At 46.6% G+C, this 12909-nt stretch carries 11 protein-coding genes and 2 tRNA genes; 8 read left to right on the forward strand and 5 right to left on the reverse strand.

What is annotated here, in order from left to right:
• Nucleotides 1-58: 58 nt before the first annotated feature.
• From EAO37_RS08355 to fumC, 3 genes are read right to left on the reverse strand one after another with little or no spacing between them, the layout of a single operon-like run.
• On the reverse strand, nt 59-640 hold the full coding sequence (locus EAO37_RS08355; RefSeq protein WP_120953143.1) for an HNH endonuclease: 582 nt from the start codon (nt 638-640) through the stop codon (nt 59-61).
• Nucleotides 630-1406: a site-specific DNA-methyltransferase gene (locus EAO37_RS08360; RefSeq protein WP_120953146.1), complete on the reverse strand. Its 777-nt coding sequence runs from the start codon at nt 1404-1406 to the stop codon at nt 630-632. The genes EAO37_RS08355 and EAO37_RS08360 overlap by 11 nt, the downstream gene beginning before the upstream one ends.
• A gap of 51 nt (nt 1407-1457) precedes the next feature.
• Nucleotides 1458-2849: a class II fumarate hydratase gene (gene fumC, locus EAO37_RS08365; RefSeq protein ID WP_120953149.1), complete on the reverse strand. Its 1392-nt coding sequence runs from the start codon at nt 2847-2849 to the stop codon at nt 1458-1460.
• A gap of 111 nt (nt 2850-2960) precedes the next feature.
• On the opposite strand from fumC, the gene EAO37_RS08370 reads away from it, so the two are divergent.
• Genes EAO37_RS08370 through EAO37_RS08405 form a run of 8 tightly spaced genes read left to right on the forward strand, consistent with a single transcriptional unit; the run spans nt 2961 to nt 12579 of the window.
• Nucleotides 2961-3338 carry a FixH family protein gene (locus tag EAO37_RS08370; RefSeq protein WP_162982717.1) on the forward strand — a complete coding sequence of 126 codons (378 nt, stop codon included), beginning with the start codon at nt 2961-2963 and terminating at the stop codon, nt 3336-3338.
• A gap of 11 nt (nt 3339-3349) precedes the next feature.
• Nucleotides 3350-4585: a copper resistance outer membrane protein CrdB gene (gene crdB, locus EAO37_RS08375; protein ID WP_240451788.1), complete on the forward strand. Its 1236-nt coding sequence runs from the start codon at nt 3350-3352 to the stop codon at nt 4583-4585.
• Nucleotides 4585-5529, forward strand: a complete 945-nt coding sequence (locus tag EAO37_RS08380) for an efflux RND transporter periplasmic adaptor subunit (RefSeq protein WP_120953152.1) — start codon at nt 4585-4587, stop codon at nt 5527-5529. The genes crdB and EAO37_RS08380 overlap by 1 nt, the downstream gene beginning before the upstream one ends.
• Nucleotides 5529-8618, forward strand: a complete 3090-nt coding sequence (locus tag EAO37_RS08385) for a CusA/CzcA family heavy metal efflux RND transporter (protein WP_120953155.1) — start codon at nt 5529-5531, stop codon at nt 8616-8618. The genes EAO37_RS08380 and EAO37_RS08385 overlap by 1 nt, the downstream gene beginning before the upstream one ends.
• A gap of 57 nt (nt 8619-8675) precedes the next feature.
• Nucleotides 8676-9701, forward strand: a complete 1026-nt coding sequence (locus EAO37_RS08390) for a putative sulfate exporter family transporter (RefSeq protein ID WP_120953158.1) — start codon at nt 8676-8678, stop codon at nt 9699-9701.
• Nucleotide 9702: 1 nt separating this feature from the next.
• On the forward strand, nt 9703-10758 hold the full coding sequence (locus EAO37_RS08395; RefSeq protein ID WP_162983005.1) for a hypothetical protein: 1056 nt from the start codon (nt 9703-9705) through the stop codon (nt 10756-10758).
• Nucleotides 10751-11392, forward strand: coding sequence for a copper response regulator transcription factor CrdR (gene crdR, locus EAO37_RS08400; RefSeq protein WP_120946318.1), 642 nt, complete (start codon nt 10751-10753; stop codon nt 11390-11392). The genes EAO37_RS08395 and crdR overlap by 8 nt, the downstream gene beginning before the upstream one ends.
• Nucleotides 11389-12579, forward strand: a complete 1191-nt coding sequence (locus tag EAO37_RS08405; RefSeq protein ID WP_120946320.1) for a HAMP domain-containing sensor histidine kinase — start codon at nt 11389-11391, stop codon at nt 12577-12579. Before crdR ends, EAO37_RS08405 begins: the two co-directional genes overlap by 4 nt.
• 12 nt (nt 12580-12591) lie before the next feature.
• Here the strand turns inward: EAO37_RS08405 and EAO37_RS08410 are convergent.
• A tRNA-Ala gene (locus EAO37_RS08410) sits at nt 12592-12667 on the reverse strand.
• 24 nt (nt 12668-12691) lie between these two features.
• Nucleotides 12692-12768 (reverse strand) — tRNA-Ile (locus tag EAO37_RS08415).
• Nucleotides 12769-12909: the final 141 nt, after the last annotated feature.

The raw sequence follows: 12909 nt of genomic DNA on the forward strand, positions 1-12909 counted from the left end.
AACTCCCTAGACTCTAACCAAACAACCTCTTATCTTTTTTCTCATAACCCCCAAATTTTTAAACTTCCGCTCTCTTTTTGTTACTAATTTCTACTTTTACCTTTTTTAATGCATATTTTGAGCTCGAAGGCTTGACAGGGGGGGGTAGAATATCATCGCAAATTTTCAAAAGAGGAGTTTGTATGTTTTTAGGCGCATTAGATTTAGAGGAGAAATTCTTTTTTAAGAAATTGTGCCGTGCGCATAGAGTTTGCCCATTTTCTAAGCACGCCTTACCGCCTAAATCTTTGGGCTTGATATGATCGACATGCAACTCTACGCCTTCTTTTTGCCCCGCTCCACAGATGACACAAGCATGCCCATCTCTTTTTAAAATTTGCTTTTTGAGCACGGGACTAAAATCCTCTAAATCTTGGCGTAACACAAAATGCGGATCGTAACGATAAACTCCTTTATAAACCTTGATCAATTGCCCTTTTTGGTGTAAGGAGCAAATGCCTCTATCTGGGTCTCTAAAGACCTTGCCCGTGCGCTCTTTGTATGTTTGCACCACCCAATCGACCACCTCCGGATGCGCGATGTCTCTATGGGGATTCGCCTTAAAAAACTCCATAATTAAATCTTGCTGACTAATGCCCATTTTGTGCCCCCAAAACCTTTAAGAACCGCGCTTTGGCTAGATCGCAATATTTCTTGTCTAGCTCAATACCCATAAAGGCGCGCCGGTTGGCATACGCTTCTAACATAGTTGTCCCGCTCCCACTGAAAGGATCGCAGATCACATCGCCTACAAAAGAAAAGAGTTTGATACAGCGGCGGGGCAATTCTCTAGGGAAGGGGGCCGGATGTCCGATGCGCTTTTTAGACTCCCCATTAAACTGCCATAAGCCATTAGTCCAGCTCATAAACTCCTCCTTAGTGATGTCGCTTGCCCCCTTATTTTGCTTTTTCCACACTTGCTTATACAAAATGACGATGAGCTCCACCGGGGCGATCACATAGGGCGCGCTTGCGCTAAGCCAGCTCCCCCACGCCGTGCGCCTAGAGATATTGCCCTCATTCCACACGATGCTACTATGATAAGACCACCCAATCTTTTTAGCGAGGTTGATGAGATCTGCGCCCACGCTTTGTTGCCCGCCTTTATTTTTATCTAAGGGGATATTTAAGCAGAGCCGCCCGCTTCTCTTAGCCCATTGGTAGGCGTTCTCAAGCCAAAGCGCGCTAAAGTCTAAATACTCTTGGTAGCTTTGGTTATCCGCATGAGAGTTGTAGTCCATGCCCACATTGTAGGGTGGGGAGGTGATGAGACAATCTAGGCTATCTTTTTCTAGGGTGCTTGGGTCTAGGGCGTTGGCGTTGTATAAGCAGATTTGATCGTGGGTGAAAAAGGGGGGCGTTTTTATAGCCCACCCTTTTGGGTGTTTTTGGCATGCATTTTAAGCTTGCTTAAGGGCTCACGCCTTAGGCGCGATCATGTTGGCAGGATTAACGAATTTGTCAAAATCCTGCGCGCTCACTAATCCTAATTCCTCTGCAGACTCTTTTAGACTGATGTGTTTTTTATGGGCGTTTTTAGCGACTTTGGCGGCGTTTTCATAGCCGATATGGGGGTTGAGCGCGGTTACCAACATCAAAGAGTGGTGCAAGTAATGATCGATCTTTTCTTTATTGGGCGCGATCCCCACCGCGCAATGGGCGTTAAAGCTCTCCATGCTATCAGCGAGCAATTCTAAACTTTGCAAGAAATTATAGATGATCACGGGTTTAAAGACATTGAGTTCAAAATTGCCCTGAGAAGCCGCAAAACCAATCGCCGCGTCATTGCCCATCACCTGCACAGCGACCATCGTCAACGCCTCGCATTGGGTGGGGTTGACCTTGCCAGGCATTATAGAGCTCCCCGGTTCATTCTCAGGGATAGCAAGTTCGCCCAAACCACAGCGCGGACCACTAGCCAGCCATCTAATGTCATTGGCAATTTTCATCAGATTGGCTGCTAGCCCTTTGAGCGCGCCGTGGGCAAAGACAAGCCCATCATGGCTAGTTAAAGCGTGAAATTTATTGGGCGCACTTTTGAAAGTGCAGCCGGTAAGTTGGCTTAACTCGGCGGCGACTTTTTCAGAGAGTTGTGGGTGCGCGTTTAGCCCTGTGCCCACTGCCGTGCCCCCGATGGCTAGCTCGCTTAAATACTCCAAACTCTGTAAAATTTGCGCCTTAGAATGCTCAAGCATGCTCACATACCCGCTAAACTCCTGCCCTAGGGTTAGGGGTGTAGCATCTTGCAGATGGGTGCGCCCGATTTTAATAATATCTTTAAACTCTGTGCTTTTGGCTTGCAAGGTGGCGTGTAGTTTATCTAGGGCGGGCAAAAGGGTTTTATGCAATTCGAGCACGCTCACAATGTGCATGGCAGTGGGGAAGGTGTCATTAGAGCTTTGAGACATGTTGACATGGTCATTAGGGTGGATCAGCTTCTCTTTTCTAAAATCTCCGCCTAAAATCTCTGTGGCGCGGTTGGCGATCACCTCATTGACATTCATATTAGTCTGAGTCCCGCTCCCGGTTTGCCAAATGGCTAGGGGGAACATGTCGGCTAATTTGCCCGCGATCACCTCATCGCAGGCTTGTACAATCGCTTGGGATTTTTGCGTGTCCAACTTGCCTAGTTGCGCATTCACCAGCGCTACAGAACGCTTCAATTTGGCAAAGGCTCTAATGAGCGCGGGGGGCATCTTTTCTACCCCGATTTTGAAGTTTTCAAAACTTCTTTGGGTTTGCGCGCCCCAGTACTTGCTATCTTCTACCTTGACTTCCCCCATGGTGTCGTGTTCAACGCGATAAGACATGTTATCCCTTTGGTAATATGGTGTAAAAATTTTAACACGGCAAACTTTAATTTCCACAAATAATCCACAGAAATACACTATCATAGCCCCATCTTAATTCAAAGGAGTTTGATGAAAAAATGGCATGTGTTGGTGCTGGCATGCGCCTTGAGTTTGGGGAGTTTACAAGCGTGGGATTTAAAGATTAAAGCCAAGGAAGTAGACACCCTTTTAAAATCCGATCAAAAGCCCGTGAGCGGCAATAACCATTTCACATTAACCCCCACCCTAAAGGGCAAGCCCCTCAAAGGCGCGCATGTGAAGGTGAAATTTAGCATGCCTGAAATGCCGGGCATGCCTGCCATGCATGAAAACGCCCAAGTGAAAGAAAAAGATGGAGTCTATGATGTGAAGGTGAATCTGCCCATGGGGGGCACTTGGCAGGTGAAACTAGAGCTCAAGACCAAAGAGGGCAAACTCTACAAAGGTAAGGGCAGTATCGATCTATGAGGCTAAGGGCTTTGATCTGGGGGGTGCTTTTGATGCTGGGAGGCTTAAAGGCGTGGCATCAAGAGGCTAGCTTGGAGTCTGTGAGCGTGAGTGCGCCCCTGCCAAGCAAACGCCTAGACTTGCCTAGTATTTACAACAAATTTTTGCACAAGAACGCTAAAATCGCTAGCTTGCAAGCCCAAATTGAGAGTTTGCAAGCCCAAGCTAAAGCGGTGGCGCGTTGGGATAACCCGATTTTGTATGTGGGCTATAACAACGCCGATGTGTTCAATTTCTTTATTTTAGATTCTAGTTTCATGCAAAGCATCAGCGTAGGGATTAGCCAAAAATTTGATGTGAATGCTAAGAGGCACACCCAAGCCCAAGTGGTGGACTTAGAGCGCCAAAAAAAGCTCTTAGAGTTGCAAAAACTCAAGCAAGAGATCGCCATAGGGGTGCTCACCAACGCGATCCAAGTCTATAAGAACACCCAAAAGCTAGCCCTATTAAAAGAAGCCTTAAATAACCTAGAAAACCTGCTCTATAACGCCCAACATGCGAGCAACCCGGATTTAATCGCCATTGCCAAAATTGAAGTGCTTAAATCCCAACTAGAGATCAAGCAAAACGACTTAGAAGACGCGCTAGAAGATAATAAGATCAACATTAGCGAACTCACTTTTAGCCAAAGCGATCTACTCTCCCTAGCGCCCCAGCGCATGGCTTTAGACAATACACAAGAATTGCAAAGCATCATGGCGAGCAATTACGACATCAAAATCGCGCGCTTACAAGATAGCCAAGCGCGTAAAAACATCACGCTAGCCAAAAAGAGTTTTTTAGAAGACATCAATGTGACGGCTAACTACCTCTTTAGGAAGCGCATTTTTGACATGTTCACCATTGGGGTAGCCATCCCTTTGCCCATTTATGGCAAGCAGAGTAATACATTACAACAGCGCAAACAAGAGCACTTAGTCGCGCTGAACAATATTGACAACACCATTAACCAAGTGCGCCACCGCGCTAAGAAATTGTTTAAGAAAATGACGCAACTCCAAAAAAATCTCTCCAGCATAGAGACCATTTTAAAGGCAAGCGGGCGCATTGTGCATATCTATGAAAAAAATTTGATCTCTGCTAACGGGGATTACAATAGCTATTACAATGCCTTTAACGATGCAATTAATATCAAGCTCTCTAAGATCGACACCCTTAGCGAGCTCAATACGACCTATTTGGCGTTAGAAAATCTCAAGGGGCTTTGATGAGAATTATTGGGCTATATATGGCGTTGCTAGGCGCGCTGTGGGGGGCACAGGACACCATTAAGGTTACCCTTAAAGAAATCGCCCCCTTTAGGCAGTATTATGCCAGCTTGCAACCAGACGAACAAAAAAGTTTCACCTATACTCTGCGCTTTGATGGCTATATTGAAAAGCTTTATGCCAATCAAACCTACAAGCCTATTAAAGTAGGACAGAAACTCTTTAGTGTGTATGCCCCCGCACTCATAGGGGTGCAAAGCGAATTGCTTTCGGCATTGCACTTTAATAGACAAGTAGAGGAGATCAAAGAAAAATTACGCTTACTGGGGGTGGGAGAGGGGGAGATCGCTAATATCATCAAGGATAAAAAAATCCACAACCGCATTGTAATGCGCTCGCAATTTAACGGAGTGATCTTTGCTAAGAATATCCAAGAGGGCGGCTTTGTCAAGAGTGGCGCAACCCTCTATGAAATTGTAGATTTGAGCGCGCTCTATGTGATCGCCCAAGTCAATCAAGAAGATTTAGACTTTGTGCGCCATATGGACAGCGCACGCGCGCGTATAGAGGGCATCAAGGGAGATTTTAGCCTACAGCTAGATAATATCAACCCCCTCATCAATCCCCAAACCAAAATGCTACAGGTGCGCTTTGTGCTAGCTAATCCGCAAAATCTATTTTTTCCTAACATGTTTGCTAAGGTAACTTTATTCCAAAAAGCCCAAAAAGGCTTAGTCTTGCCCAAAGAGGCAGTGTTGGTCAAAAACGATAAAACCATCGTCTTTAAAAAAGAGGAGGGGGAGTTTGAACTCACAGAGGTCAAAGTCAAGCGCAATAGCGATGGGAGTTACACCATTTTAGAGGGGTTAGCTCAAGGCGATGAGGTGGCTAAGAACGCGCTCTTTATCTTAGATGCCGATGCGATCAATAATGGGGATGAGTGATGATCAATGCGATCATTTCTTGGAGTTTAAAAAATAAGCTCATTGTGATCTTGGTGGTGGGCTTGCTCTTTTTGCTTTCCCTTTGGGCAATTAAAGAAACCCGCCTAGACGCTCTACCCGATCTCTCTCCCACGCAGGTGGTCGTGCAGGTAAGCTACCCCAACCAAAGCCCCCAAGTGGTGCAAGAACAAGCGGTTTATCCTTTAGTGTCTAATTTTATGGGGATTGCTGACATTGAAACCGTGCGCGGGATTTCTAGCTATGAAACGGGACTAATCTACATCATCTTTAAAGACAAGGTAGATTTATACTTTGCACGCGATCGGGTGTCCGAACAGATGGCGCGTGTGCGCCTGCCCTCTGAGGTCAAGGTAGAGATGGGCAGCGATGCCACCTCTATTGGCTGGGCTTACCAATACGCGCTTAAAAGCAAGAGTAAGAATTTAGCCGAGTTGAAGACCTTGCAGGATTTCTATTTTCGCTACGCCTTGCTAGGGGTGGATGGGGTGAGTGAGGTGGCTAGCATTGGGGGCTTTGAGAAAAACTACGAAGTTACTCTGAATAATGACGCGCTGGTGCAATACGATTTGAGCGTAGCCGATGTGGTGCAAGCCATTAAAAAATCCAATGCAGACATGGGCGGGGGGGTGATCTTAGAAAATGGCTTTGAGAAGATCATCCACGCGCAAGGCTATACCAAGAGCTTAAAAGATTTGGGGGAGATTGTGCTCAAAACCCCTAATCTCACCCCTATTAAGCTTAAAGACATTGCCACGCTCAACTTAACTCCAAAGCCGCGCCGCTCAGTGGCAAATCTCAATGGCACGGACGAAGTGGTGGGCGGGGTGGTGATGGTGCGCTACCATGCCGACACTTACAGCATTTTAAAGCGCATTAAAGAGAAGATCGCCACCTTGCAAGAGAGTAACCCAGATGTGCAGATTGTGCCCGTCTATGATCGTAGCGAGCTCATTGAAAAGGGGGTGGCTAATCTCATCCACACCCTCATAGAAGAGAGTGTCATCGTCTTAGTCATCATCGCGTTATTCTTATTGCACTTTAGAAGCGCGCTAGTGGTGATCATCACTTTACCCCTATGTGTGTGCTTGAGTTTTTTGCTGATGCACTTTTTCAACATTGAGGCGAGCATTATGAGCTTGGGCGGGATAGCCATTGCCATTGGGGCGATGGTGGATGCTGCCATTGTGATGGTAGAAAATGCGCATAAGTATTTGCAACATACAAACATGCAAGATGAGCAAGCGCGCCAAAGCGCGATCATTAAGGGCGTGCAACAAGTTGGGCCGGCGATCTTTTTTGCCCTGATGATCATTGTGGTCTCCTTCTTGCCCATCTTTAATCTCACCGGGCAAGAAGAGAGGCTATTTTCTCCTCTAGCTTATACTAAAACCTTTGCGATGCTCATTGGGGCATTGCTTTCTATTAGCATTGTGCCTATCTTGATGATCTTTTTTATCAAAGGTAAGATTCGCCCCGAGTCCAAAAACCCCATCAACGCGTTCTTTATCGCCATTTATGGGGCTAGCCTCTCCTTTGTGTTGCGCTTTAGATTTTTCTTTTTAGCTTTAAGCGTGCTAGGCTTGGGCGGGCTTTATTTTGCCTATAAAAAGCTCAATTGGGAGTTTATCCCAGCCATTAATGAGGGCGTGGTGATGTATATGCCCGTAACCACCAATGCGGTAGGCATTGACACGGCTAAACAATACCTAGAGCGCACAAATCGTATTCTTAAAAGTGTAGATGAGGTCAAACAAGTCTTTGGCAAAGCCGGGCGGGCAAACACGAGCACCGATCCGGCCGCACTCTCCATGCTAGAAACCTATATTGAACTCAAACCCAAATCAGAGTGGAAGGAACAAATCACCTATAAACAGCTTAGAGACAAGCTAGAACACGCCCTACAAGTCAAGGGTTTGGTCAATTCTTGGACCTACCCCATCCGCGGGCGCATTGACATGCTTTTAACCGGGATTCGCACCCCCCTAGGCATTAAGCTTTATGGCAAAGACCCCGCACTCTTGCAAAACTTAGCCATTAGCATGGAACAACAGCTTAAAAATCTCCCCGAGTCCCTCTCTGTCTTTGCTGAAAAGTCTAATAATGGCTACTATCTCAATGTGGATTTACGCCCGGAGAAACTAGCCCAATACAATATCACTAAGCAAAGCGTGTTAGATATGGTCAATTTTGGGATGGGGGGTTCTGCCATTAGCACCCTTTTAGATGGGGTGGAGAGTTATCCTATCTCTGTGCGCCTTAAGGATGTGCAACGCAACAATATTGAGAGTTTAGAAAATCTCTATATCAAAACCCCCTATAGCTTTGTGCCTCTGCGCACCTTTGCACATATCTACTACGAAAATGCCCCGGCGGTGCTCAAAAGCGAAAAGGGCTTAGGGGTGCATTTTATTTACATCGTGCCTAAAAATGGGGTGAGTTCAGAGAGTTACCGCCAAGCCGCACTCAAAGCCCTAGAGAATTTTAAGCTCCCTAGCGGGTATTACTATGAGTTCTCAGGGGAGAGTCAGTATTTAGATGAAGCCTTTGCAACCCTGCGCTACATCGTGCCTTTGAGTATCTTTGTGATCTTTATTCTCATTGTCTTTGCGCTCAAAAATACCACGAACTCTTTGCTTTGTTTTTTCACTCTGCCCTTTGCCTTTTTGGGGGGGTTGGTCTTTATGAAGTTGCTAGGACTTAACTTGAGTATTGCCGCTTTAGTGGGCTTTTTAGCCCTCTTGGGTGTTGCCTCAGAAACGGCGATTGTGATGATCATCTATTTAGAGGATGCTTACCAACACTTCTTAAAGCAGGGCGATCACACCCGCGCCAAACTCAAAGAGGCGATCATGCACGGGGCGGTGCAAAGGGTGCGCCCTAAATTGATGACCTTTTTTAGTATTTTGGTTTCTCTCATCCCTATCATGTATTCGCATGGCGTTGGCTCAGAGATCATGCACGCCATCGCTGCGCCCATGCTAGGGGGGATGATCACTAGCGTGGTGCTCACTCTCTTTATCATCCCCACAGCGTATTTTGTGATCAAAAACGCGGGGCTGAAAGTGTAAAATTTTTATGCTATCCTAATAGGCGGCTTTGTGCCAACTTAAAGTTCTGGGGTTTGCATGTTTTTAGGGCTTGTGTTAGTGGGGGGGCTTAGCGTTCTGGCTCTCTATGGAGCGCATTTTCCCCTTTTGGCGCGCCACCATATCTCCCCCCTCTTAGTGGGGGTTTTGCTAGGGCTTGCACTCTCCTTTATTTACCCCAGAATCGCCCATGCTACCCATGCAGGCGTGCACTTTAGCGCTAAAAAACTCCTGCGCTTAGGGATTGTCTTGTATGGCTTTAATGTAACCACCCATGATATTTTGCACTATGGCTATACACCCTTGTTAATCGCCTTGATCGTGGTGGTGGTGGTCTTTTTAGTGGGGGTGTATTTGGGGCGTAAAATGGGCTTGGAGTTAGATTTAGCGATGCTTGTGGCATGCGGGAGTGCTGTATGTGGGGCAGCAGCTATCTTAGCTTTAGAGAGTGTGCTTAAATCTGCTCCCTATAAGGGCGTGGTGGCTGTGGGGACGGTGATCGTCTTTGGCTTGTTAGCCATGTTTATTTACCCCCTACTCTACCATATGGGCATTACCCCTTTGAGTCCCCTTAATGAGGGAGTTTATATCGGGGCTACCTTGCATGAAGTGGCTAATGTGGCTGGGGCGGCTAGCGGGATTTCCTTAGATGCCCAAAAAGCCGCTGTAACTATCAAAATGGTGCGCGTAATCATGCTCATTCCCCTACTCTTGGGCGTGTCTTTTTATCTCAAATACACCTCTAACCACAACCACAGCCCACATAAAGCGCGTTTCCATATCCCTTATTTTGCCTTTGGGTTTTTAGGTGTGGTGGTTTTGCACTCCCATTTACAAGCCATATTTGGGGCGTTTGTGGGCGCGCGTGCGTTGCAAGAGAGTGTGCAGATGTTGCGCTACGCCTCTGTGGTGTGCTTAGTGTGCGCGATGACGGCTTTGGGCTTACAAGTGGAGATGAAAAAGTTTTTGCGTTTGGGGGGGAAAGCCTTTGGCTTGGCGTTGCTTTTATGGGGGATTTTAATGTTAGGAGGGTTTTTCTTAGTAAAAACGCTCATGGGAGATTGACATGTTAAAACAAGGAGTGTCTGTGGTGGGCGTGGCTTGCACCTATGTAGCCACGATTATAGGCGCAGGTTATGCCTCAGGGCAAGAGATTTTACAATACTTCTCTTACTTTAGAGAGTGGGGGATTTGTGCGATCGCTTTAGCCTCTTTATTTTTCTTTCTCTTTGGATATCTGCCTGTAGCATTGGCTTATCGCTTCAAGACTCAAGATTATCTATTAGCCATCAACCCCTCCAACAATCCAAGCGCGCGCCTTTTTTGCGATGTAATGATCACGCTTTCCTTATTTGGCACTTTGGTAGTGATGTTAGCCGGGGCGGGCACGACCTTTGAGCAAAAATTCCATGTGCCCTTGTTTGTGGGGGCTTTGGTGGTTTGTCTCTTGCTCATTGCCAACACGGCACTTGGGCTAAACATGATTGTTAAAGTGATGACATGGTTAACCCCCATCATGTTTGCTGGGATTATCCTAGTGGGGTGCTATGCCCTCTTGCACCCAGAGACACCTCAACAAACCAGTGTGCCTATCAACCACAGTGCCCTATTATACAATTGGTGGTCTAGCGGGATTTTGTATGTGTCCTTTAACTTCCAACTAGCCATGGCAATTTTAGTCCCCATGAGCCAAAACACACCCCAAAAGATGATGCTTTTAGGTGTGTTGTTGGGTGCGTTATTGCTAGGAGGGGGCTGTTTCTTCTTATATGCTGTGCTAGAAAGCCATATTAGCCAAGTGGGTAGCACGAAGTTGCCCATGGTGATCTTGGCTAACCAAGTCCACGCTGGGTTTGGGGTGTTCTATGTGGTGGTGCTTTTTATGGGGCTTTATTCCACTGCCCTAACTTGCTTTTATGGTTCTGTGGCACGCTTATCTAAAGTCCTCAAACGCCGTGTTGGTTTGTGGGTGATTTTCGCAGTTGCGATTGGGGGCTTTTTTGCTAGCTTACTGGGTTTTAAAGATTTGGTGGGCATGATTTATCCGCTCTTGGGCTATGGAGGTATCCTCATCATGGGCTTGATCCTCTTTGTCTATATCTTCCAACCACGCCATGACTAGGCAACTTTTCTTGCTCGAAGACGACATGCTCTTACACCGACTCATTAAGGATTTTTTAGAGCAAGCCGGTTATAGGGTGGTGGGTGCTTATGACACCCCAAGCGCGTTAGAGATATTGGCTAAACAACGCTTTGATCTCTTGGTGCTAGATGTGCAATTGCCCGCAAGCGCGAATTTTGAAGCCCTGCAAGTGGTGCGCGAGCTAAAAATCCAAACCCCGGTAGTGGTGATTAGTGTGCTAAGCGACATTGTTTCTTTAAAAAAAGCTTTCAGCATTGGGGCGAGTGATTATCTCAAAAAACCCTTTGATTTAGAAGAGTTGCAGGTGCGAATCGAACGCCTGCTAGTGGCACAACAAATTGCTATCAATGCGCATGCACGCTATGAAGATGGTATCTTATGCGTGGGAGCTGAACGCTTTTTTCTTACCCCAAAGGAACGGCAATTATTAGAGTTTTTCTTACAGCATCCCCACCAAATCCTCAGCACCGAACAGATTATTGCCAATGTGTGGGCGTATGAAAGTGGACTAGATGATTCTACTTTGCGCACTTATATCAAGCATTTGCGCAAACTTTTAGGCAAGCAGAGTATCCAAAATATCAAGGGATTAGGGTATTGTTTTTGTCCATGAAACTCAATGCATACCAACGGCAATCGCTACGGCGTTTTTTAGGGCTTTATCTAGGATCTTCTTTTTTATTGATGGGTGCGATCGCGCTCTTGTTTTTTCTCTATGAAAAAAACGCGCTCTTACAAAATATCCAACAGCACATGCAATTACAGGCTAACAACCTAGCCCAAGACATCGTGTTAGAACACATGGAAGCTATGCCAAACCCCTTTGAACGCCTTTCTCTCAAGCACAATGCATTAGCCTTCGTGTTGTTGGACGCACGCAACAAAGTCCTGTATAAACACGGGTTTTTGGGGGGTAGTGCTCTTGTGTTCTTTGGCAAGGTGAAGAATCTCCCGCTGTTTTTAGAAAAAGAGGATGGGTTTTATTTAGTGGACAATAAGACTTTCGGGCATCTGGGTGTGGTTACTCTGATTTTACAACGCCCCAAACCTCCCCATCTTTTCGCCCCGCTCTATCATTGTATTTTAGTTGTGCTATTAGGGGCATGCGTGTGCGTGGGCTTGATAGCCTATGGGTTAGCGCGGCTATTTTTAAAGCCCATTAGCGATGAAGTGGCGCGTCTGGATCGCTTTAGCAAAGACATCGCCCATGAGCTCAACACCCCTATTGCTGCGTTGTTGATGAGCGCTAAGACTCTTGTGCGCCATACCCCCCAAGCCTTAGGTGTGTTAGTGAGCGCACGGCGTATTTTCCACCTGCACCACCAGTTAGCCTATCTTTTCATGCAGGATTTGCGCCCCGATACGCCCAGCTTGCTAGACTTGCAAGCTTTAGTGAGCCAACAAATTAGCGCTTTTAGCGATATGGCTGACTTCTACCAAATCCAACTCACTCACGACCTAGCTCCCAAAATCCTCAAAGCCCTAGAGGAAGATATGGTAACTTTGGTGAGTAATTTGTTGATGAACGCCCTCAAATACACCCCCCCTAAGGGTGTGGTGCATGTGCGCTTGCAGGGCAATCTGAGTGTGAGCAATACCGGGCAACTCTTGAGCCCTCAAAGTGTAGAGCATCTTAGTGAGCGCTATGCGCGTGGCACACACTCCCAAAAGGGCTATGGCATTGGCTTAGATTTGGTGAGTAATATCTGCGCGCAATACCATTTTAGCTTAGAGATCAGCACACAAGGGGATTACAATGTCTTTAGTGTGATCTTCCCAACAAGCACCTTAGAAGCGTAATTTTAAAGTAAGTGGTGGAGGATAGCGGGCTCGAACCGCTGACCTCCTGCGTGCAAAGCAGGCGCTCTTCCAACTGAGCTAATCCCCCAAACAAAGAGAAGTAAAAGTGAGATGGTGGGCTTAAGAGGACTCGAACCTCTGACCTCACCCTTATCAGGGGTGCACTCTAACCACCTGAGCTATAAGCCCATCTACAAAAATTTAGCAAGCCTTTGGAGCTTGGTTTAATCTTAACCCCCAAGCAAGAGAGTCTCAAACGCAACGCTTTAGCCCAAAGCAAACAAATGCTAAAGGGCAATTCTCTAAGAAAGGAGGTGATCCAACCGCAGG

Origin of the sequence: Helicobacter sp. L8, from assembly GCF_003660355.1 — a bacterium.
Taxonomy (GTDB): domain Bacteria; phylum Campylobacterota; class Campylobacteria; order Campylobacterales; family Helicobacteraceae; genus Helicobacter; species Helicobacter labacensis.